The sequence below is a fragment of the Streptomyces tendae genome, assembly GCF_008632955.1.
In the GTDB taxonomy this organism is placed as follows: domain Bacteria; phylum Actinomycetota; class Actinomycetes; order Streptomycetales; family Streptomycetaceae; genus Streptomyces.
This window is the reverse complement of the sequence record NZ_CP043959.1, coordinates 3,762,849-3,784,847: the sequence shown is the minus strand read 5'-3', so window position 1 is coordinate 3,784,847 and position 21,999 is coordinate 3,762,849. Positions and strand designations below refer to the sequence as shown.

The 21,999-nt window shown below is 73.2% G+C and carries 18 protein-coding genes and 2 pseudogenes; 9 read left to right on the top strand and 11 right to left on the bottom strand.

Translation table 11 applies throughout. The features are described from left to right. Positions 1–111: 111 nt before the first annotated feature. From F3L20_RS17295 to F3L20_RS17280, 4 genes and pseudogenes are all read right to left on the bottom strand, one after another. Positions 112–447, bottom strand: coding sequence for an STAS domain-containing protein (locus F3L20_RS17295; protein WP_150155147.1), 336 nt, complete (start codon positions 445–447; stop codon positions 112–114). Positions 448–488: 41 nt separating this feature from the next. Next, positions 489–1,741 (bottom strand): annotated as a pseudogene (locus tag F3L20_RS17290) (PP2C family protein-serine/threonine phosphatase). Then, complete coding sequence (locus tag F3L20_RS17285; protein ID WP_150155146.1) at positions 1,738–2,544, bottom strand: alpha/beta fold hydrolase; 807 nt, start codon at positions 2,542–2,544, stop codon at positions 1,738–1,740. Before F3L20_RS17285 ends, F3L20_RS17290 begins: the two are co-directional and overlap by 4 nt. A gap of 86 nt (positions 2,545–2,630) precedes the next feature. Continuing rightward, positions 2,631–3,566, bottom strand: a complete 936-nt coding sequence (locus tag F3L20_RS17280) for an NAD(P)-dependent oxidoreductase (RefSeq protein WP_150155145.1) — start codon at positions 3,564–3,566, stop codon at positions 2,631–2,633. 154 nt (positions 3,567–3,720) lie between these two features. On the opposite strand from F3L20_RS17280, the gene F3L20_RS17275 reads away from it, so the two are divergent. Both F3L20_RS17275 and htpG read left to right on the top strand, forming a co-directional pair. Then, complete coding sequence (locus F3L20_RS17275) at positions 3,721–4,350, top strand: TetR/AcrR family transcriptional regulator (RefSeq protein ID WP_150155144.1); 630 nt, start codon at positions 3,721–3,723, stop codon at positions 4,348–4,350. A 67-nt stretch (positions 4,351–4,417) separates the two neighbouring features. Then, positions 4,418–6,325 (top strand): molecular chaperone HtpG, encoded by a 1,908-nt coding sequence (htpG, locus tag F3L20_RS17270; protein WP_150155143.1) that lies wholly within the window; start codon positions 4,418–4,420, stop codon positions 6,323–6,325. Positions 6,326–6,373: 48 nt separating this feature from the next. Here the strand turns inward: htpG and F3L20_RS17265 are convergent, their stop codons facing one another. Continuing rightward, positions 6,374–6,940, bottom strand: a complete 567-nt coding sequence (locus tag F3L20_RS17265) for a DUF2269 family protein (RefSeq protein WP_206338789.1) — start codon at positions 6,938–6,940, stop codon at positions 6,374–6,376. A gap of 154 nt (positions 6,941–7,094) precedes the next feature. Between F3L20_RS17265 and F3L20_RS17260 the strand changes: the two are divergent. The 5 genes and pseudogenes from F3L20_RS17260 to F3L20_RS17240 all read left to right on the top strand — a co-directional run bounded on the left by F3L20_RS17260 (position 7,095) and on the right by F3L20_RS17240 (position 14,191). Next, a pseudogene (locus F3L20_RS17260) lies at positions 7,095–8,398 on the top strand (cation:proton antiporter). A gap of 77 nt (positions 8,399–8,475) precedes the next feature. Beyond that, on the top strand, positions 8,476–9,414 hold the full coding sequence (locus F3L20_RS17255; protein WP_150155142.1) for a hypothetical protein: 939 nt from the start codon (positions 8,476–8,478) through the stop codon (positions 9,412–9,414). A gap of 178 nt (positions 9,415–9,592) precedes the next feature. After that, positions 9,593–11,353, top strand: a complete 1,761-nt coding sequence (locus F3L20_RS17250; protein ID WP_150155141.1) for a SpoIIE family protein phosphatase — start codon at positions 9,593–9,595, stop codon at positions 11,351–11,353. Positions 11,354–11,500: 147 nt separating this feature from the next. Continuing rightward, entirely contained in the window at positions 11,501–12,679 is a 1,179-nt protein-coding gene (locus tag F3L20_RS17245; protein ID WP_150155140.1) for a S1 family peptidase, read from the top strand. Positions 12,680–12,868: 189 nt separating this feature from the next. Next, complete coding sequence (locus tag F3L20_RS17240; protein ID WP_150155139.1) at positions 12,869–14,191, top strand: lipase family protein; 1,323 nt, start codon at positions 12,869–12,871, stop codon at positions 14,189–14,191. Between the two features lie 204 nt (positions 14,192–14,395). Here the strand turns inward: F3L20_RS17240 and F3L20_RS17235 are convergent, their stop codons facing one another. Further along, a complete protein-coding gene (locus F3L20_RS17235) occupies positions 14,396–14,935 on the bottom strand; it encodes a snapalysin family zinc-dependent metalloprotease (protein WP_150155138.1) in 540 nt (179 codons plus the stop codon). 222 nt (positions 14,936–15,157) lie between these two features. Here F3L20_RS17235 and mgrA point away from each other — a divergent pair, with 222 nt between their 5' ends. Together mgrA and F3L20_RS17225 are read left to right on the top strand one after the other, a co-directional pair. Then, positions 15,158–16,201, top strand: a complete 1,044-nt coding sequence (gene mgrA / locus F3L20_RS17230; protein ID WP_150155137.1) for an L-glyceraldehyde 3-phosphate reductase — start codon at positions 15,158–15,160, stop codon at positions 16,199–16,201. A 94-nt stretch (positions 16,202–16,295) separates the two neighbouring features. Then, the gene (locus tag F3L20_RS17225) at positions 16,296–16,778 is read left to right on the top strand and encodes an MSMEG_6728 family protein (RefSeq protein WP_150155136.1); all 483 of its coding nucleotides are present in this window, start codon (positions 16,296–16,298) and stop codon (positions 16,776–16,778) included. 55 nt (positions 16,779–16,833) lie between these two features. On the opposite strand, the gene F3L20_RS17220 is transcribed toward F3L20_RS17225, so the two are convergent. The 5 genes from F3L20_RS17220 to F3L20_RS17200 are packed head-to-tail and all read right to left on the bottom strand — an operon-like array spanning position 16,834 to position 21,724. After that, positions 16,834–18,117 (bottom strand): ABC transporter substrate-binding protein, encoded by a 1,284-nt coding sequence (locus tag F3L20_RS17220; protein ID WP_150155135.1) that lies wholly within the window; start codon positions 18,115–18,117, stop codon positions 16,834–16,836. Continuing rightward, positions 18,114–19,256 (bottom strand): branched-chain amino acid ABC transporter permease, encoded by a 1,143-nt coding sequence (locus tag F3L20_RS17215; protein WP_150155134.1) that lies wholly within the window; start codon positions 19,254–19,256, stop codon positions 18,114–18,116. Before F3L20_RS17215 ends, F3L20_RS17220 begins: the two co-directional genes overlap by 4 nt. Continuing rightward, on the bottom strand, positions 19,249–20,145 hold the full coding sequence (locus tag F3L20_RS17210) for a branched-chain amino acid ABC transporter permease (RefSeq protein WP_145824567.1): 897 nt from the start codon (positions 20,143–20,145) through the stop codon (positions 19,249–19,251). Before F3L20_RS17210 ends, F3L20_RS17215 begins: the two co-directional genes overlap by 8 nt. Further along, positions 20,142–20,945 carry an ABC transporter ATP-binding protein gene (locus F3L20_RS17205; RefSeq protein WP_150155133.1) on the bottom strand — a complete coding sequence of 268 codons (804 nt, stop codon included), beginning with the start codon at positions 20,943–20,945 and terminating at the stop codon, positions 20,142–20,144. The genes F3L20_RS17210 and F3L20_RS17205 overlap by 4 nt, the downstream gene beginning before the upstream one ends. After that, positions 20,942–21,724, bottom strand: coding sequence for an ABC transporter ATP-binding protein (locus F3L20_RS17200; RefSeq protein WP_145824569.1), 783 nt, complete (start codon positions 21,722–21,724; stop codon positions 20,942–20,944). Before F3L20_RS17200 ends, F3L20_RS17205 begins: the two co-directional genes overlap by 4 nt. Positions 21,725–21,999 lie beyond the last annotated feature (275 nt).

Genomic DNA, 21,999 nt, shown 5'->3' with positions numbered 1-21,999 from the left:
CGGCCCTGACGGGCGGGAGCACGAAGGGCGGGAGCACGAAGGGCGGACGGTCACGACAGCCGGGCTCCGGAAAGCGGGCGGCCGGAACGGACCGGCCCCCGGCCCCGGGGGTCAGCTCGGGTGGGGGGTGAGGGTGTCGCGGATGTCGAAGACCTGGTCCAGGCCGGTCATGTGCAGCAGGCGCCGCAGGGTCTCCGGCACGGCCACCAGGATGACCGCGGCGCCCGCCGCGACCGCGTGGTTGCGGACGGCGATCAGCGCGGTGATGCCGCTGGAGTCGCAGAAGCCCAATGCGCCCAGGTCCACCACGAGCAGCAGCCCCGCGGAGAGGAAGGCGCCCACGGCGGCCCCGCGCAGTTGCTGCGCGTTGCTGTGGTCGAGGTCGCCCGCGACCTCCAGGAGGGAGCCGGTGGGCGTGCGCGACGAGACGATCGTCAGGGGCTTCATGGCGGGGTCACTCTGCTCGTTCCGTGAAACTGCGTCAGGGGTCAGGAGGTGGCGGGCACGCCGATGGCGAGCAGGGCGGTGTCGTCGTCGAGCCCTTCGCCGAAGTCGCGCAGCAGACCGGTGAGGGCCTCGATCAGACGGGGGCTGTCCGCGGGGGCGCGGGCGGCGGCGAACGACAGCAGCGCCTCGTAGCCGTAGAGCTCCCGGCCGGGGCCGACCCGTGCCTCGGTGAGGCCGTCGGTGTACAGCAGCAGCGTGTCGCCGGGGTGCAGGACGGTGCTCACCTCGACGAACTGCGCCGTCGGCAGGACGCCGACCAGCATGCCGCCCTTGGTGCTCAGGTACTCGGCGCCGCCGTCCGCGCGCAGGACCAGCGCGGGCGGATGGCCGCCGGAGGCCAACCGCACCCGCAGCATGTCCCCGCGCGTTCGAACACTCCGGCCACGGCGGTGCAGTAGCGCGGATCATCTCCGGTGTAGCGCTCCATGAGGGCCCGGTTCAGGACGCGCAGGTCGGCGACCGGGTCGGCGTCCTGGATCATGGAGGCGCGCAGGGTGTAGCGGGTGAGCGAGGTCAGCGCCGCGGCCTGCGGACCCTTGCCGCAGACGTCGCCGAGGAAGAAGGCGGTCCGGATGTCGTCCAGCGCGAACAGGTCGTAGAAGTCGCCACCCAGCTCCATCGGGGAGGCCGTGTGGTAGTAACCGGCGACCTCCACCCCGGGGAGGTCCGGCAGGGTCGCGGGCAGCAGGCTGCGCTGGAGCACCGCCAGCGCCTCACGCAGCTGCGCGCGGTCGGCCTCGGCCTGCGCGCGGGCCTCGTCGGCCGCCTGGCGGGCCCGCAGCAGTTCCTTCTCGTAGGCGCGCCGGTCGGTGGCGTCGAAGACGGTCGTGCGGATCAGCAGCGGTTCGCCGTCGCCGCTCCGCTTGAGGGTGGAGGTGACCAGGACCGGCAGCCGCTTGCCGGAGGCCGCCCGCATCTCCAGCGCGATGCCGCCGAGGTGTCCCTGCATGCGGAGCAACGGGGCGAAGTGCGTCTCGTGGTAGAGCCTGCCGCCGACGGTGAGCAGGTCGCTGAAGCGCTTGTGGCCGACCACGTCCTCGCGGCGCAGACCGAGCCATTCCAGCAGGGTGGCGTTGATCTTGGCGACGGTGCCGTCCATGAGGGTGGACAGGTAGCCGCACGGCGCCGACTCGTACAGGTCCTCCGCCGAGTCCTCCAGCAGCGCGCTGAACGCAGCGCTCGTGCCCGGCGCTCCCGCGCCGGGCTCGTCCGGCCCACCGCCGGCGCGGTTCACCGAGCTCCGGCGGACAGGAACGCGCGGATCGCCCCGGCGGTGGCCTCAGGGGCGCTGAGCTGCGGGCAGTGACCGGTGGCCGCCAGGGTGACCAGGTCACTGCCGGGTATCGCGGCGTGGACGTACGCGCCGACCTCGCGGGGCGCGATGACGTCCTGCTCGCACTCCAGGATCAGGGTGGGGACGGTCACGGTCTCGAGGTCCTTGCGGCTGTCCGAGAGGAAGGTGGTGCGGGCGAACACCCGGGCGATGTCCGGGTCGGTGGCGCAGAAGCTGTTGGTCAGCTCCTGACCGAGCTCGGGACGGTCCGGGTTTCCCATGATGACCGGAGCCATGGTCGCGGACCAGCCGAGGTAGTTGGACTCCAGCGACTCCAGGAGTTCGTCGATGTCCTCGGCCGTGAAGCCGCCGCGGTAGTCGTCCTCGTCGATGTAACGGGGCGAGGGGCACACCATGACCAGGGAACCGATGCGGTCCGGGGCGGCGGCCGCGGCCAGCACGCCGGTCATCGCGCTCACCGAGTGGCCGACCACCACGGCGTCGCGCAGGTCCAGCTCCTCGCAGACCTCCACCAGGTCACGGGCGTAGCCGTCGAGGGAGGAGTAGCGGTCCGCCCGCCAGGCGGACAGGTCGGAACGGCCGGCGCCGACGTAGTCGAAGAGCACCAGGGGGTGCTCCTCGGCCAGGAGGGGCTCGACCAGACGCCACATGTTCTGGTCACAGCCGAAGCCGTGCACGAGGACGACGGGACGCCCGGTGGCGGCGCCCGTCACACGGACGTTGTTCCTGCGGAGAATGCTCATCCGCCCATGCTCGCACGCCGGGCGGCGGCCCTGTCGGCGGCCTCAGGCGGGCCGGCCGGGCGCCGGCCGCCCGCGAGCCGGTCGCCCTAGGGGCACCCCGCCGCGTCGTCGTCAGGGTGCGCGCCCACGCCGGCGGCCGGCTCCCCGCGCGCGTCGGCGGTGCGGGCCTCCAGGGCGCGCAGCACCGCCACCATGTCCTCGCCGCCGTACCCGCCGGCCACGGTCTCCTGGAACAGGGTGTGGCAGACATCGAGCAGCGGGGAGGCCACTCCTCTCCCCCGGGCGGCCTCCGCGATCAGACGGTTGTTCTTCAGTACGTCCTCGGCGGCGGCCTGGACGGTGAAGTCCCGGGCGAGCAGCTTGGGCGCCTTCATCCGGGAGACGGCACTGGCCATGGGACCCGCGTCCAGCACGTCGAGGAAGCGGGCGCGGTCCAGTCCGTGGCGTTCCGCGAAGTGGAACGCCTCGGTGAACCCGGTGACCTGGGTGATCAGGAAGAGGTTGACCGCGAGCTTCATCAGCAGCGCGTTCGGCACCGGCCCGCAGCCGAACGACTCACGGCACAGGGGGCCGAGCAGGGGCCGTACGGACGCGAGGGCCGAGTCGTCGCCGGCCAGCATCGCCACCAGTTGTCCCTGTTCCGCGGGAACGCGGGAGCCGGACACCGGGACCTCGGCGTAGGCGCCGCCCGCGGCGCGCACGGCCTGCTCGAGGCCGGCCGAGTACTCCGGCGAGGTGGTGCCCATGTGGACGACGGTGCGACCGGCCACGCGGGCGGCGAAGGCGGGGGTGCCCCGGGCCAGCACCGCGTCGACCGCCGACTCGTCGGCCAGCATCAGCAGGACGGTGTCCGCCCGCTCGAAGACCCCGGCGGGGCTTCCGGCGACCTCGGCACCGGCGTCCCGCAGGGGTGCGCACCGGGCGTGGGTGCGGTTCCACACGACGAGCGGGGTGCCGGCGCGCAGGAGGTTGAGCGCCATGGGCCGGCCCATGACTCCGAGTCCGATGAAACCCACCCGCATGTCGCACCACCGTTCCGGGCGCCGCGCGAGGCCGCCCCGAGCCCTCGTGAAACCGTCGACTATGACACCTGTCATAGTAGCGGCCTCTATGACACCGGTCATAGGCTGTATGGGCCGTGGGGGACGAGAAAACGAGGACGTGCGGGAGGCCGGGATGGCAGAGGCCGAGCGAGGGCCGCGGGAGCGGATGGTCTTCAGCGCCGCCCAGCTGATCCGGCGCGAGGGGGTCGCGGCGACCGGCATGCGCGAGGTGGCCGCCCACGCCCGGGCGCCGCGCGGCTCGCTCCAGCACTACTTCCCCGACGGCAAGGAGCAGCTCGTCAACGAGGCGGTGGGCTGGGCCGGCCGGTACGCCGGCGACCGCGTGGCCCGCTTCCTGGCCGTGCTGCCCGAGCCGACCCCGTCCGGCCTGTTCGCGCAGATGGTCCGCCAGTGGACCGACGAGTACGAGGCCGGGGGCTTCGACGGCGGCTGCCCGGTCGCCGCGGCCACGGTGGACTGCGCCCGGACGGCCGACTCCACCCGGGAGGCGGCGGAAGCGGCCTTCGCCCGGTGGACGGGGGCGGTGGCCGGGGCCCTGACGGACATGGGTGTCCCCCAGCAGCGCAGCGGGCCGCTCGCCACGTTGATGATCAGCTCTCTCGAAGGGGCGATCCTGATCGCCCGGGCGGAGCGCAGCGTCCGCGCCCTGACGACGGCGGCCCGCGAACTCGGTCCCCTGCTCGACGCGGCGGTGACCGTCCCCGGACCGGACGGACGGACGCGCGAACCGGCCGGTGACTGACGCTCCGTTGACTACAGTGATCGCGCCACCATCCGGCTTCCACGGACCTGTGAGGTAATCGCGAACCATGTCGACCGAAACGTTTGAGTTCCAGGTAGAGGCTCGTCAGCTGCTCCAGCTGATGATCCACTCGGTCTACTCGAACAAGGACGTCTTCCTCCGCGAGCTCGTCTCCAACGCCTCGGACGCGCTCGACAAGCTGCGGCTGGCCGCGCTGCGTGACGACACGCTCGACGCCGACGTCTCCGACCTGCACATCGAGCTGGAGATCGACCCGGACGCCCGCACGCTCACCGTGCGGGACAACGGCATCGGCATGTCGTACGACGAGGTCGGCGAGCTGATCGGCACCATCGCCAACTCGGGCACGGCGCAGTTCATGAAGGAGCTGAAGGAGGCGCAGGACGCGGCCGGGGCGGAGGGGCTGATCGGCCAGTTCGGCGTCGGCTTCTACTCCGGGTTCATGGTCGCCGACGAGGTCACCCTGCTGACCCGGCGGGCCGGCGAGCATCAGGGCACCCGCTGGACCTCGCGCGGCGAGGGCACGTACACGCTGGAGCGGGTCGACGACGCTCCCCAGGGCACCTCGGTCGTCCTGCACCTCAAGCCGGCCGACCCGGACAACCAGCTCCACGACTACACCTCGGTGTTCAAGGTCAGGGAGATCGTCAAGCGCTACTCGGACTTCATCACCTGGCCGATCCGGCTGGTCGGGGAGAAGGATGAGCGGGGTGACGACGGCGGGGCGGCCGGGCCCGAGACGCTGAACTCGATGAAGGCGCTGTGGGCGCGCTCGCGCGACGAGGTGTCCGAGGACGAGTACCACGAGCTGTACAAGCACATCGGCCACGACTGGCGGGAGCCGCTGGAGACCGTCCAGCTGCACGCCGAGGGCACCTTCGAGTACCAGGCCCTGCTGTTCGTCCCGTCGCACGCCCCGCACGACCTGTTCCAGCAGAACATGCGGCACGGCCTGCAGCTGTACGTGAAGCGCGTCTTCATCATGGACGACTGCGAGGCGCTGCTCCCGGCGTACCTGCGGTTCGTCAAGGGCGTCGTCGACGCGCAGGACCTCTCGCTCAACGTGTCCCGCGAGATCCTCCAGCAGGACCGGCACATCCGGATGATGCAGCGCCGCCTCACCAAGAAGGTGCTGTCCTCGGTGAAGAGCATGATGACCGGGGACTCGGAGAAGTACGCCACCTTCTGGCGCGAGTTCGGTGCGGTGCTCAAGGAGGGCCTGGTCACCGACCCCGACAACCGGGACGCGCTGCTCGCGGTGGCCTCCTTCGCGTCCACGCACGAGGACGGCGAGGCGGTCACGCTCAAGCAGTACGTGGAGCGGATGCCGGACGGGCAGGACGACATCTGGTTCATCACCGGCGAGTCGCGCGAGGCGATCGACAACTCCCCGCACATGGAGGCCTTCCGGGAGCGCGGCATCGAGGTGCTGCTGCTCACCGACCCGGTCGACGAGGTGTGGGTGGACGCCGTCGACGAGTTCGAGGGCAAGCGGCTGCGGTCGGTCGCCAAGGGCGAGATCGACCTGGCCGCGCGCGAGGACGACCGGAGCGAGGACGAGCAGAAGCAGCAGGCCGAGGCGTACGCCGGTCTGCTCGGCTGGATGCGGGAGCGGCTGGAGGACGACGTCAAGGAGGTGCGGCTGTCGACGCGTCTCACCGTGTCCCCGGCCTGCCTCGTCGCCGACGCGAACGACCTCACACCGGCGCTGGAGAACATGTACCGGGCGATGGGGCAGGAGGTGCCGCGCAGCAGGCGCGTCCTCGAACTGAACCCGGACCACGCCCTGGTGAAGGGCCTCAACGAGGCGTACGGGGAGCGGGAGGACCGCTCGGAACTCACCGACACCGCGGAACTGCTGTACACCCTGGCCGTGGTGGCCGAGGGCGGCCGGCCCAAGGACCCGGCGCGTTTCGTGCGGCTGATGGCGGACCGCCTGGAGCGCACCCTGTGAGGTGACGCCGGGTGATGACGGTCCACGGCCCGTCGTCCCCGCCCGCGGTCAGACGCGGGCGGGTGCGGCGGGCCTCGGCCTGCGCGCGGCCTCCCGCAGACGACGGCCGCGGCGGGTGAGACCCCACGGCTTGAGCACCGAGATCACGGTCATGAAGACGTAGGCGGACAGGGACACGATCGGCCCCATCAGGACGTCGCCGCCGTCGGGCAGCGCGTGACCGGAGGAGACGGCCGCCACCGCGTCCTTCACGCCCGGCCGCAGGACGAAGGCGGTGGCGGTGGTCGTGGCGAGGGTCAGCCAGAACTTGGTCCACACCCAGCGGTGCCGGGCCAGCCCCCAGGGGGTGCCCAGGGACAGGACCAGACCGCTCGCCAGGGTCAGCAGGGCGACCGGCAGCAGGAGCCAGTCGGCGAACAGCTTCATGGCGCGGACGGCCGCCTCCAGCGTGGCCGCCGACCCGGTCGTGTTCGCGGCGAGGCCGAGCGCGAGCAGCCCGGCGGACAGCCCCAGCCAGCCGGCGGAGGCGACGACATGGACGACGAGGAGGGCCCGGCGTGCGGGGCGGTCGAGTGTCACGCCGTCCACGGTGCCGGGCCGCGCCGCCGGGGACATCCCACGGCGGGAGTAACCCCGCGTACCGACACAGGCGTACACGGCGGCGGACCGGCGGGCCGTCCCCGCCCGTGTCGCACGTCACGCGTCATGGCCAGGCATTTCCGGCCGGACGGGCTGCTTGCGCCCGAGAAGGCCGGGGCACACGTGAGCGGTGACCACAGCAGACTTCCTCTTCGCCCTCCTCGGCACGGTCGCCCTCGGCGCCGCCGTGCTGCCGCGGCTGCTGGCCCGCAGGCCGCTGTCCCTTCCCCTGGTGTTCCTCGGCCTCGGCGCCGTCGTCCAGTTGCTGCCCGTCCCGCTGCCGGAGATCGACCCGGTGGCGGACGGGCCGTGGGTGGAGCACCTCGCGGAGATCTGCGTGGTGCTGTCCCTCATGGGCGCGGGTCTCGCCCTGAACCGGCCCTTCGGCCTCGCCAACTGGCAGGGGGTGTGGCGGCAGCTCGGCATCACGATGCCGCTGACCATAGCCGCCGTCGCCGCCCTCACCTGGGGCCTGCTGGACTGGCCCGTCGCCGCGGCGCTGCTGCTGGCGGCCGTGCTCTCCCCACCGACCCGGTGCTCGCCTCCGAGGTGCGCGTCGGGAGCCGACGGACGCGGAGCACGACGAGGACGAGGTTCGCTTCACCCTGACCGGTGAGGCCGGGCTGAACGACGGGCTGGCCTTCCCCTTCGTCGCGGGGGCGATGGCCCTGGCGGCCGCGGGCGGGCAGCTGACCGGCGGCGGTGTCGGCCACTGGCTGCTGGTGGAGGTGCTGTACAAGTGCGCGGCGGGCGTGGCCGTGGGGCTGCTCGTCGGGGCGCTGCTGGGCCGGCTTTTCTTCCGGGCCCGGTGGCAGGCGATGCGGCTGTCCGAGCACAGCGAGGGGTTCGTGGCTCTCGGCGCGACGTTCCTCGCGTACGGGGTGACGGAGCTGGTGCACGGTTACGGCTTCCTCGCCGTGTTCGTCACCGCCTGCCGGATCCGCTCGGCGGAGCGCACGCACGGCTTCCACGGGGTGCTGCACGACTTCGTGGAGCAGATCGAGCGGCTGCTGACGGCGGTGCTGCTGTTCCTCCTGGCGCGTTCGTCGCCCAGGGCGGGCTGGCGCCGCTCAGCTGGCAGGCGCGGTGGTGGGCGTGCTGCTGCTGCTCGTCGTCCGCCCGGTGACCGGGTGGGCCGCCCAGCTCGGCGCTGCGGCGGGCCCCCGGGAGCGGGTGGTCACCGCGTTCTTCGGCATCCGCGGCATCGGCTCCCTGTTCTACCTGGCGTACGCGCTGGACTCCCACGACTTCGGGGTGCCTCCCGAGGTGCTGTGGGCGGTGGTGACCTTCACGGTGGTCGCCTCGGTGGCGCTGCACGGGGTGAGCGCCACGCCGGTCATCTCGCGCCTGGACCGGCTGCGGCTGCACCGCGCCAAGGCGAAGGGCGCGGGGCACGACCCGAAGGACCACGAAGTGGCCGGGGAACGGCTGTGAACGTCCTGCCCGTGACCGCACGACCCGCGGCCCGTCCCGATGTGCGGGGCCGCCGGGTTCGGTGTTGTGTGGGGATCATGCGGCGTGAGGACGGGCGGGCCGGCCCGGTGGACGACGTCGAGGCGGTCCTCGACGAGCTGTACGCGCTGCCGCCGTCGGACTTCGTCGCCCGGCGTGAGGAACGCGCGGCGGCGGCCCGGACGGGGAGGCGGGCCGAGGACGCCCGCCGTATCCACGCCGCCCGCCGTCCCACCCTCGCCGCGTGGGCGGCGAACCTGCTGCGGCGCTCACGGCCCGACGAGGCGCGGCAGTTCCTGGAGCTGGGGCAGGCGCTGCGCGAGGCCTACGCCACCCTGGACCCGAGCGGTCTGAAGGAGCTGTCGGCGCAGCGGAGGCGCATCGTCTCCGAGCTGTCGCGGCAGGCGGCGCAGCTGGCGCGGACGGCCGGGCACCCGCTGTCGGACACGGTCCAGCGGGACGTGGAGACGACGCTGCGCGCGGTGCTCGCCGACCCGGAGGCGGCGGCCGTGTGGGACGCGGGCCGGGTGGAGAACGTGCTCACCCCTCCCTCGGAGTTCGGTGCGGAGGCGGTCGCCGCCGCGCCCGTCCGCCGCGATCCGGCGCCCACCCGGACGTCGCGTGCGGAGCCGCCGACGGCGCGCAGGCGCAAGGACGAGGCGGCCGAGCGGCGGCGTGCCGAACGGGAGGAGCGTGCGGCCCGGGCGCGGGAGGAGGCGCGGGCCGCCGAGGCGCGGCTGGCTGAACGGCGCGACGCCCGCGAAGAAGCCGGGGTGGCGCTGGAACGGGCGGGTGAGCGGGAGCGGGAGGCCGGGGAGCGGGTGGCCGAGCTGGAGGAACAGCTCGGGCGGGCCCGCACCGAACGGGAGCGGACGAGGACCGAACGCGCGGAGGCCCAGGAGCGGGACGACGCCGCCGCGGACGCCCTCGCCGGGGCCGAACGGGAGGCGGCGGCCGCCGCGCGCCGTGCCGAACGGGCGGAGAGGGACAGCGCGTGAGCGACGGCGGACGACCGCGCGAACGGATGCGAGGGTCCCGGCGCCCCGGCTACCCGGGGGCGGTACCCGCGTGCGGACGCGCCGGGGCAGGGGCACCCGGACGGGACGGCGGTACACAGGAGGAGGGGCACCACGTGACCGAGCGGGAACGGGCCGCCCGCCGGACGGGGGGTACGGCATGACACGCGAAGACTTCAGGGACGCGGACACCACAACCGCGGACAGCGGGAACAGGGCGGGCGGACGGACGGTGCCCGGACCGGCGTCGCTGGCCTCGCTGCTGGTGTCCCTCGGCACCGGCGCCTACGTGGTGGACTCCAAGGGCACCGTCGTTGCGGTCAACGCCCACGCCGAGCGGCTGCTGGGCCGGCCCGAGGAGGAGTTCCTCGGCCGCGACGCGCACGACCTGCTGCACCGCAGCCGGTACGGCGCTCCGCTGCCCCGCACCCAGTGCGGGATGCGGCACGCCTACATGGCCGGGCGCACGGTGCAGTCGGAGGAGGAGTGGTTCGAGCGCGGCGACGGTTCCCTCGTCCGGGTGTCCTGGCTGGTCACTCCGTGCCGCACCGACGACGGGGCCGATCGCACCCTGGTGCTCTTCCACACGCCGCACGACCCGGAGGAGGTGCGCGCACCGGGCAGCCGGTTCATCAGTCCCCTGCCCGAGCTGGAGCGGCTCGCCCTGCTGGCCGAGACCACCACCCAGCTCACCGCCACCCTCGACGTCGAGACGGCGCTGCGCAGGCTGGTGCGGCTGGTGGTGCCGCAGCTCGCCGACTGGGCGGTCGTCGACCTGGTCACCGAACGCGGCGAGGTGCGGCGCACCACCGTGGTCCACGCCGACAACGGCGACCTGGTGCGCCGCGAGGATTTGCAGGGCCCCCTGGCCCCCGTGCCGCAAAACTCCCTGATGCCGCTCGCCCGGGCGCTGCGCGGGGTCTCCCCCGCCCTGGCCGATCCCTCGCTGCACCGGACGCCGGACTCCCCCTTCGCGGTGGAGCAGCGCCGGCTGTTCGCGGAGTCCGGCATCCACTCCGCGGCCGTCGCGCCGATCCGGGGGCTGCGCGAGGTGCTCGGGGCGCTGACCCTGGGCCGGGCGGACCGTCCGGACCCGTTCACCGCGGCCGATCTGCCGCTGGTGGAGGACGTCTGCCGGCGGGCCGGCCTGGCGCTGGACAACGCCCGGCTGTACCAGCGGCAGCGCAAGGTCGCCGAGACCATGCAGCGTCACCTGCTGCCGCAGCTCCCGCACGTGCCCGGGCTGGAGATGAGCGCCCGGTACCTGGCCGCGCCCGACGCCTCGCAGGTCGGCGGCGACTGGTACGACGCGTTCGTGCTGCCCGACGGGACCACGGCGCTGGCCGTCGGGGACGTCGTCGGGCACGACCTCGACGCGGCGGCGGGCATGGCGCAGATGCGCAACGTGCTGCGGGCGTACGCGTGGTCCCAGCAGGATCCGCCGAGCAGGATCGTCTCCCGGCTCGACCGGGCGGCCGTGCACATCACCGAAGTCACCATGGCCACGCTGCTGTTCGCCCGGATGTCCCCCGTCGGGGACGGCCGGTGGACGCTGTCGTGGACCAACGCCGGTCACCCCCCGCCGCTGCTGGTCACCCGGGACGGCGAGGCCCGCCATCTCACCGACGGGCACGGCATCCTGCTCGGTTCCGGTACGGACCGCCCCCGCCCCGACGGGGAGGCCGAACTCCTGCCGGGGGCGACGCTGTTGTTCTACACCGACGGTCTCATCGAGGAGCCCGGCCGCGATCTGGAGGAAGGGATGGAGCGGCTGCGCGTCCACGCGGCCGCCCTGGCCCAGCAGTCGCCGGACCGGTTCACCGACCTGGTGCTGGAGCGGGCCCGGCCGGCCGACAACGACGACGACGTCGCCCTGCTGACCGTCCGCGTCCCCGTCGACGGGGCGGCCTCACGGCACTGACGGCGGCCAACTGACTCCAGATGTCCCGAAGTTGGTATGGACCAGTTGTGCCTCAGTAGCTAGACTCCCCCTCGACTCGGGTTGAGAGCGCTCTCACACGCGGTTGTTCCACCCCCACCTCGCTGGAACGACGAAGGGCCACCTTCCATGAGAAGACGCACCGGACTCACGCATGCCGTGGTCGCCGCCGCGCTGCTGATCGGCAGCTTCACCGCCGCGGGCACACTCCCGGCCTCGGCGCACGACGCCCCCGCCACCGCCACCGCCGGCGGCACCGAAGCGGCACCCGCCTCCCCCGGGCTGCTGCGGGCGATGCAGCGCGACCTCGGCCTGACCCGCGCCGAGGCGGAGGAGCGCCTGGCCGCCGAACGCGAGGCCACCGCCCTGGCCCCCAAGGCACGCAAGGCCGCCGGATCCGCCTACGGCGGCTCCTGGTTCGACGCCGGCAACGGGAAGCTCACCGTCGCCGTCACCCCGGACGCCGACGCCACGACCGTGCGCACCCTGCGCGACTCCGGTGCCGCCGTCCGCACCGTGGCGCACACCGAACGGCAGCTGGACGCGGCCAAGTCCCGCCTCGACCAGCTCGACGCCCCGGCGGGCGTGGCCAGTTGGTCCGTGGACCCGGCCGCCAACTCGGTGGTGGTGAACGTGGTCGACGGCCGGCGGGCCGACAACGATGTCCGCGCCTTCGTGGGCAAGGCCCGCGAGGCGGGCCCGGTCACCGTGCGGACCGTGCGCACCTCCCCCAGCACCTTCGCCGCGGGCACGGTCGGCGGCGACCCGTACTACACCGGCAACGTCCGCTGTTCCATAGGCTTCTCGGTGCACGGCGGCTTCGTCACCGCCGGCCACTGCGGCGGCGCCGGGCAGCAGGTGAGGGGCTGGGACGGCTCGTACATCGGCAACTTCCAGGGCTCCTCGTTCCCGGGCGACGACTACGCCTGGGTGAACGTGGGCAGCGGCTGGTGGACCGTGCCGGTGGTGCTCGGCTGGGGCACCGTGCCGGACCAGTTGGTGCGCGGTTCGGCGGAGGCGCCGGTGGGTGCCTCGATCTGCCGCTCGGGCTCCACGACGCACTGGCACTGCGGCCGCGTGCTGGCCAAGAACGAGACCGTGAACTACAGCCAGGGGGCGGTGCACCAGATGACGAAGACCAGTGTGTGCGCCGAGGGCGGTGACTCGGGCGGTTCGTTCCTCAGCGGTGACCAGGCCCAGGGCGTCACCTCCGGAGGCTGGGGCAACTGCTCCAGCGGGGGCGAGACCTGGTTCCAGCCGGTCAACGAGATCCTCAACCGCTACGGGCTGACGCTGCACACCGCCTGACCTTCCGGCAGCGAAAGGGCGGTCCCCGCCGAACGCCTCGGCGGGGCCCGCCTCTTGTGCTGCCCGAGGCCCCTTCGGCTCACCGTCCCCAAAAGTTACCGGTCCGTAACTTACTCGCGGGTTACCGACGGTAAGTGAGCGCTGTTAGTTTTCGGTTTCATCTTCTGCAGTCGCAGCGAGGAGAGAGCCGTGAGCCGTATCAACAGCGTGCTGACCACCGTCGTCGCCACGACGGCCTGCGTGTGCGCGTCCGCGTCACCCGCCGCCGCGACCGACCCGGTCGTGTCGCGGGGCGTCACCATCCCCGCCTTCTACTCCCCGCCTGCCGAACTGCCGTCGGGCAACGGCAAGCTGATCCGCCATGAGCCGCTGCGTCTCGGGCTGAGCCTGCCCGGCCTGGACGGCCGCCGGCTGCCAGGCACGGCCACCCGCCTGATGTACACCTCGACCGACGCGAACGGGCAGCCGGTCGCCGTCACCGGCGCCTACATCGAGCCGTCCGCCGACTGGAAAGGCACCGGGCCCCGCCCCCTGGTCGTCGTCGGCTCGGGCACCATGGGCCAGGGCGACCAGTGCGCCCCCTCCCTCGCCCTGGAGAACCCGCTGACCCTCACCGGGGAGACCCTGTCGTTCGGTTACGAGAACCTGGCGGTCTACCGCCTGCTCGCCACCGGCGCGGCGGTCGTCGTCACCGACTACGTGGGCCTCGGCGCCACCGACCGGCTGCACACCTACGTCGACCGCGTCGACGAGGGGCACGCGATGCTGGACGCCGCCCGGGTGGCGCGTTCCGTACCCGGCGCGTCCGTCACCGCCGCCTCCCGGGTGGGGATGTACGGCTACAGCCAGGGCGGCGGCGCCAGCGCCTCCGCCGCCGAGCTCCAGAGCGGCTACGCGCCCGACGTCCCCCTGGCCGGCACCTACAGCGGCGCGCCGCCGGCCAACCTGACCGACGTGACCAAGGGCATCGACGGCAGCGCCCTGGCCGGCGCGCTGGGCTGGTCCATCAACGGCTTCGCCCAGACCTCGCCGGCCCTGCGGGCGGTGGTCGAGGCGAACATGAACGACGCCGGACGCAAGGCGCTCGAGGACATCTCCACCACCTGCGTCGGTGACGCGATCCTGGGCTACGGCTTCACCAGGAGCACCAAGTGGACGAAGAACGGCCGGTCCGTCGGCGACATCATCGCCGGCGAGCCCGCCGCCCAGGCGGTGCTGGACGACCAGCGCATCGGGCGCCTTCGGCCCACCGGCCCGGTCCGCGTGGTCACCGGCGTGCAGGACGACATCGTGCCGCACGGCCAGGCGCGGCAGATGGCCGTGGACTGGTGCAAGAAGGGCGGCGACGTCACCTACAAGGCGGTCCGGCTGCCGAACCTCGGCGACAAGCTGCTGACCAACCATCTGGCGCCGCTGTTGACCGACCAGGGGGACGCGATCGAATGGCTGACCGACCGGCTCAAAGGCAAGGCCACCAGCTCGAACTGCTGGACGATGCCACTCCAGCCGTGAGCGGCGGGAGATGACACGAGCCCCGTCCCGCGACCGCGGGACGGGGCTCGTGAGCGGAGCGCCGGGCAGGCCTTGCACCTGCATCTCCCCGCAGGAAGCGGGGCGTCTTTCCTTGGACCACCAACGCACGGCCGGGCGGCGGGGTTTCGCTCTCGCCGTGACCTGAGACAATCATAGCGGTGATCGGCCCGACAGTCACATCGGTCACATGACCAGCCCGGCGAGGGCGCCGTCGAAGTTCTTCTCGACCTGTGCCTGCTCGGCCGCGTTCGGCCGGGCGACGGTGCAGGAGGGTCCGGCGCTGGCGCCGGACATCAGGCTGGAGCAGGGGCCGGGTTTGCGGTCGGGCAGACCCAGGACGTGGCCCAGTTCGTGGGCGGCGATGCGGACGGTGGAGTGGCCCGCGTCCACCGCCTGGCGGCCGAGGTGGACGGTCCCGCCCCCCATGGACGAAGGCATGGTGCGCGGCCAGCCGTCGTCCACGACGATCCGTATGTCGGCGCGCTCGCCGGACGTCACCGGGCGCAGTTCCACACCGTCGACGCTGTCGTTCCAGATCGTCGCTCCCCGGTCGACCGCGGACGCGAACTCCCCGGCCCCGCTCGTGTCGTAGGTGAGCACCCGGGTCTCCCCCTCGGGCGCCGCCGGGTCGGCGGTCCTGACCGCCACGGCCTGCCCGCCCACCACGGGTCCGTACAGGAGGAATACGGCGGCCACGGCACCGGTGAGCGTACGGATCCGCATGGTCGACCTCCTGTGGGGGGAAGGCGGCGGGTCGAGGTGCCGCTGCGGAGCGGCTTCCCGCCGCCCGGCCGGTCAATCACCGGACCCCGCGATTCAGACGTGCTGGTGCTCAATCCCATGCGCCGTACCGGTTGGACTTCCGGATCACTCGGGGGCACTGTGGGGCCAGGATCGACACCGTCCCACGGGACACCCCCGCCCGCATCACCGGAGAGCGCGCCGATGAACCACCTCGCCAGTCCCGACCGCTACGACGGCACCATGCGCTACCGGCGCACCGGCCGCTCGGGCCTCGACCTCCCGCTACTGTCCTTGGGCTACTGGCACAACTTCGGTGACGACCGGTCCTTCGAGAGCCAGCGCGCCATCGCCCTGCGCGCCTTCGACCTGGGCATCACCCACCACGACCTGGCCAACAACTACGGCCCGCCCTACGGCTCCGCAGAGATCAACTTCGGCCGGCTGATGAAGCGGGACCTGGCGCCGTACCGCGACGAGATGGTGATCTCCACCAAGGCCGGCTGGGACATGTGGCCCGGCCCCTACGGCCAGGGCGGCGGCTCCCGGAAGTACCTGCTGGCCTCGCTCGACCAGTCCCTGGAGCGCATGGGGCTGGAGTACGTGGACATCTTCTACTCGCACCGCCTCGACGCCACCACTCCCCTCGAGGAGACCATGGGCGCCCTGGACACCGCGGTGCGGCAGGGCAAGGCGCTCTACGTCGGCATCTCCTCCTACGACGCCGAGCGCAGCCGCCAGGCCGCGGAGATCCTGCACGACCTGGGCACCCCGCTGCTGATCCACCAGCCGTCGTACAACATGCTCAACCGCTGGATCGAGACGGACGGCCTGCTGGACGTGGCCCAGGAGGAGGGCTTCGGCGTCATCGGGTTCACCGCCCTGGCCCAGGGGCTGCTCACCGGCCGCTATCTGGACGGCGTGCCGCAGGACTCGCGGGCCGCCGCCGCGACCTCCTTCGACGCCGGCTGGCTGACCGACGACATGCTGCGCCGGCTGCGGGCGGTGAACGACATCGCGGCCCGCCGCGGCCAGACGCTGGCGCAGATGGCCCTGGCCTGGGCGCTGCGTGACCCCCGCGTCACCTCGCTGGTCATCGGCGCCTCGCGCACCGAGCAGCTGGAGCAGAACGTGGCGGCGCTGGAGAACCTCGACTTCACCGCCGAGGAGCTGGCCGAGATCGACACGTACGCCACGGAGGGCGGCGTCGACCTGTGGCGGGACGCCCGTCAGGGCGCGCTGGGCTGACGCCGGGGGCGGGGCCGGCGAGGTGTGCTCCGCCCGGTTCGGGGAACTGAGGTGCGGAGGACCGCTTGGCCCCCACCGCTCGGACGGCCGCCCTATGCAGACCTTCCTTCCCTACCCCGACTTCTGCGGATCCGCGCTGGTGCTCGACCGGAAGCGGCTCGGCAAGCAGCGGGTGGAGGCGCTCCAGGTGCTGCGCGGGCTGATCGTGCCGGGCTACGGCTGGCGCCGCCATCCCGCGGTGCGCATGTGGACCGGGTACGAGGAGGCGCTGGTGCGCTACGGCCTCGACGTGTGCCGGGTCTGGCGCGACCGCGGCCATCAGGACAGCTGCGCCGCGACCCTGGTCGCCGACCTCGCCACCGTCCGGCCCGGCGCCCCGGTGCGCGAGCAGCGGGAGCTGGCGCAGGCCGGTGAGCTGCCGCCGTGGCTGGGCGACGACGCGGTGCACCGCAGTCACCGCTCCGCGCTGGTGCGCAAGGACCCGGACGTGTACCGGGAGCTGTTCCCCGACGAGCCGGACGACCTGCCGTACGTCTGGCCGTCCTCCGACCGCGACCCGGAGGCGGCGGCCGGCTGAGGACCGACGCCCCGGCGCATCTCACGGGAGGTGCGCCGGGGCGTCGGTGGTCACGTCAGCGGGCGGACAGGTACTCCTCGACCCCCGGAGCGGTGTGCGCGTCCTCGGCGTTCACCACGCCGCCGACCGCCTTGGCGTCGGGCTTGAGCACGTACGTCTCCACGCTGGCGGGACGGTTCACGTCGGAGAAGTTCTGCGGCGTGCCGAGCCCGGTGTCGGCGTTGGTCTGCGAGCGGTGCGCCTTGACGACGTCCTCCCGGCTCAGGCCGCCCGCCTCACAGGCCTTGGCCAGGTCGGAGCCGATGAGCTGGGCGGCGTTGTAGCCGGACAGCACACCGGAGTCGACCGGCGAGTCCGGGTACTTCTTCTTGTACGACGCCACCATGCGCTCGACGCCGGGCAGGTCGGAGCTGACCGCGGGCGCGGCGCTGACCACGCTCAGCATCGCCGCGAGAGCGGGCGCGGCGGGCGTCTCCATCAGCTGGGGAGCGAATCCGGGGGCGCTGCTGACGACGGGGACCTTCAGGCCGCGCGAGGCGGCGACACCGACCAGGGAGGCGGTCTGCGCCGGTCCCGCGCTGATCAGGACGGCCTTGACGCCCTGCTTGCGCAGCGCCGAGACCTGCGCCGACAGATCGGTGTCCGTGGCCTGGATCTTCTGGCCGGCCACCTTCATCCCGGCCCGCTCGGCCGCCCAGGTGGAGCCTTCCAGGGCGTTGGCCCCGTAGTCGCCCTCGAAGTAGACGTGGCCTATGGTGTCGCCCTTCTTCAGGCCCTTGGTGCGGGTGAGGAACTCCACCGCGGCGATCATGTCGACGTCGTAGGTGGTGCCCAGCACCTGGACGGCGTCCTTGCCGAGCAGGGAGGCGGCCCACGCCTGCGGGAAGGTGAGCATCTTGTCCCGCTCGATGTCGTCGAGCAGGGCGGCGACCACCGGGGAGCCGATCACCTGGGGCAGCGCCACCACGTCCGGGGCGATGTCCGCGTAGGCGGTGACGGCCTTCTGCACGTCGTAGCCGTGGTCCTTGACGACGATTTCCACCTTGCGGTCGCAGATGCCGCCCTTGGCGTTGGTCTCGTCGGCCCACATCTGCTGGGCCTGCACGATGCTCTTGCCGAGGGTGGCGTAGGGGCCGGTCAGGTCGGTGAGGGCGCCCAGTCTGATGGTGTCGGCGTCGACGCCGGGTCCGGTGCGGACGCCGTCCGCGGCGTCGCCGCCCTTGTCGCCGTCGTCCGCCTTCGAGCTGCATCCGGTGGCCGCGAGCAGCACGGCGAGGGTGCCGGCGAGGACGGCCCCGGCGGCGCGGCGGCGGGGACGGCGGGTGTACGTGGTGTTCACGGGGTGTGCTCCTTGGGTCGTGCGGCCGCGGCCGGCGGCGGGGGCGTGGGAAGGGCGGGGTCCGGTGAGGAGGTCGGGGTGCGGCGGCGCCGCAGGCGGTCGCGGGCCCGGCGGGCCAGACCGTGCAGCCCGTCGGGGGCGTACAGCAGGACGAGGACGATGGCGGCGCCGTACAGGTAGCGGGCGGCCTCGGTGGGGCCGACGGCGCCGTCGGCGGTGCCCGGCGCGGCCACCAGCGGAAGCTGGTCGGCGTAGCGGGTCATCAGCAGCGGGAGCGCGGTGACGAACACGGCGCCCGCGGTGGCACCGGCGACCGAGCCCAGGCCGCCGATGACGATCATGGCGAGGTAGTCGACGGACAGCACCAGCGAGAAGTAGTCGGGCACCACGCGGCGGAAGACCAGCGCGAGCAGCACTCCCGCGAGGCCCGCGTACATCGACGACACCACGAAGGCGGCGGAGCGGTGCCGGGCCACGTCGACGCCCATCACGGCGGCGGCGGTCTCGCTGTCGCGTAGCGCGGCCAGCGCCCGTCCGGGGCGGGAGCGCAGCAGGCCCCGGGCGGTGAACCAGGTGACCGCGAACAGGGCCAGGCCCAGGAACCACAGCCGTTCCTCCGCGCCGAACGGCACGCCCAGGACGGTCAGTTCGTCGCTCCCGTCGAAGGTGAGGCCGCCGAGGGCGAGCGGCTGGACGGAACGGCCGTTGAAGCCGCCGGTGACCGAGTCGGCGGTGAGCAGGACGTGATGGCCGAGGAAGACCAGCGCGAGGGTGGCGATGCCCAGGTAGATGCCCTTGACCCGGCCGGCGACGGGGCTGAACAGCCCGCCGGCGACACCGGCCATCAGCACCGCCAGGGGGGCGGCCAGGGCGGACGGCAGTCCGGGTCCGGGGTCGCCGGCCAGCCAGGCGTAGCCGTACGCCCCGACGGCGAGGAAGAAGGCGTGGCCCAGGGAGAGCTGGCCCGCGGTGCCGCTGAGCAGGGCGAGGCCGACGGCACCGATGGCCGCCGCCATGGAGAACAGGCCGATGCGCAGCCAGAAGGCGTCCAGGTAGAACGGCGGCAGGCACAGGAGCACGGCGACCGTCAGCAGCGTCGCCCGGCGGCGGGTGAGGAGCGAGGTGAGCCGGTCAGACACGGGCCGCTCCCTTCGCGCCGAACAGCCCGTTGGGCCGTACGAGGAGCACCAGCAGCATCACGGCGTACGGGGCGACGTCGCCGAACCCCTCGCCGAGGACGTGCAGTTCGGACTGGTAGCCGATGACGAGGGACTCGGTCAGCCCGATGATGAGACTTCCCGCGAGGGCACCCGTCGGGGAGGCGAGGCCGCCGAGGATGGCGGCGGGGAAGGCGTTGAGCGCGATCTGGCCGGTGGTGCGTTCCAGGCCCGGGGCGGGGAACGCGGCGAGGAACACCGCCGCCAGCGCGGCGAGCGCGCCCGCCAGGCACCAGGCGCCCGCCCGTACCCGGCCCAGCCGTACGCCCATGAGCGCGGCGGCCTCCATGTCCTCCGCCGCCGCCCGCAGGGACAGGCCCCAGTCGGTGAAGCGGAACAGCGCGAACACGCCGCCGATGACCACGGCCGACACGACGATCGCGGCGAGCCTGCTGTCCGCGACGGTCAGCGGCCCGAGTTCGGTCACCGCGTCGCCCCACGGGTCGCCGAGCGTCAGCAGGTCACCGCCGATGCGCCGGGCCAGCTCCGTGAGCAGCACGATGTCGATGCCGATGGTGACGATGGTCTGCACGTGCGCGGAGTGGGCGTCGGTGCCGCCGCGTTGCAGCAGGAACCGGTCCAGCGCCCCGGCGAGGGCGGCCGTGACGAGGACCGCGAGGGCGAGCGCCCCGGCGAAGCCCAGGTCGTCGTGGAGGACGGCGACCAGGTAGCCGCCGAACAGGAGCAGGGAGCCGTGGGCGAAGTTGAGCACGCCCGAGGCCTTGAAGATGACGACGAAGCCGAGGGCGACCAGCGCGTACACCGCGCCGAGGGCCAGTCCGCCCAGCAGGCTGTCCAGGAGGTCCGTCATGCCGCGTCCTCCCCGGTCGCGTCGGTGCCGAGATAGGCGCGCAGCACCTCGGGGTCCTGGCGGACCTCGTCGGGCGTGCCGTGCGCGATGGGCCGGCCGAAGTCCAGCACGGTGACGTCGTCGGCGAGGCGCATCACGAGCCCCATGTCGTGCTCGACCAGGACCACGGACAGGCCGAGTTCGGCGCGGAGTTCACCCACCACCTCGGCGGTGCGGGCGCGTTCGGCGGCGTTCATGCCGGCCACCGGTTCGTCGAGCAGCAGCACACGGGGCTCCAGGCACAGGGCGCGGGCGAGTTCCACGCGCTTGCGGTCGCCGTACGGCAGCAGGCCGACGGGTGTGTCGAAGTGGGCGCCCAGGCCGGTCAGTTCGGCGATCTCGCGGGCTCGTGCGAGGTGGTCCCGCTGTTCCCGGCGGGCGCTCGGCAGCCGCAGGGCACTGGCGGTGAAACCGGCGCGGGTGAGGGCGTGCCGGCCGAGCATCAGGTTGTCGGCGACGGTGCCCTGGGTGGTGACGATGTTCTGGAAGGTACGGGCCACGCCGAGCGCGGCGATGCGGTGCGGGGCGAGCCGGGTCAGCTCGGTGTCGCCGAGCGTCACGCTGCCGGCGGCGGGGCGGCACAGCCCCGACAGCACGTTGAAACAGGTGGACTTGCCCGCGCCGTTGGGTCCGATGAGGGCGTGCACCGAGCCGGGGGCGACGGTGAAGGACACGCCGTCGAGCGCGGTGAGCCCGGCGAAGCGCACGGTGACGTCCCGTACGGCGAGCACGGGCGGTGCGGTGGTGGTGCGGTCGTTCACGCGGCCCCCTGGTCCTGCGCCGACTCGCCCAGGTAGAGGCGGCGTACGGCGTCGGTGCGGGCGAGTTCGTCGGCCGGGCCGGACAGGCGGGTTTCGCCGACCTCGAGGACGTGCGCGTGGCTCGCGAGGGAGAGCGCCATGCCGGCGTTCTGCTCGACGAGGAGCACGGCGGTGCCCTGGGCGTTGATCTCGCGGATCACCTCGGCGATCCGGTACACCATCTGCGGGGCGAGGCCGAGGGACGGCTCGTCCAGGAGCAGCAGCCGGGGGGCGGCCATCAGGGCGCGGCCGATGGCGAGCATCTGCTGCTCACCGCCGGAGAGCAGCCCCGCGGCCTGGTGGGTGCGTTCGGCGAGCCGGGGGAACAGCGTGAAGACGCGGTCGCGGGCCTCCTGGACCTGGGCGCGACCGCGGCGTCCGAGGCCGAGGCCGCCGGAGCGGAGGTTCTCGTCGACGGACAGCCCGGCGAACACCCGGCGGCCCTCCGGGACTTGGACGACACCGGCGCGGACCGCGGCGACGGGGTCCTTGCCGTCCAGCACCGTGTCGCCGTAGCGGATGTGCCCGGCCGTGACGGCACCGCGGTGCAGGCGCAGGGTGCCGGAGACGGCGCGCAGCAGCGTCGTCTTGCCGGCGCCGTTCGCACCGAGCAGGGCGACGACCGCGCCGGGTGGCACGGTCAGGGACACGGAGCGGAGAGCGGACAGCGCGCGCCCGTACGTCACGTCGACGTTCTCGACGTGCAGCGCGGGCAGGCCGTCCGGTGGTGCTTCGGGCATCACGACTCCTCGGGGCCGTCGCGCGGGTCGGCGACGGCTTCGGGGGAAGGGGTGCTCACGACAGCACGGGGGTGACCGGGCGGTACAGCGGTTCGGCTCCGCATGCTGCGGTGTACCAACGGGGGTGGGGGTGGGTTGTGCGGGTGCCCATGCGGGCGGGAGGTCGTTCCCGCGACCACGGGTGGGGTGGTTCTGGTTCGGCGGCGGGTGCGGGGTGTTGAGGGCTGGGCGCGCGGTTCCCCGCGCCCCTGAGTCGCGGGACGCCACGGGTGGAG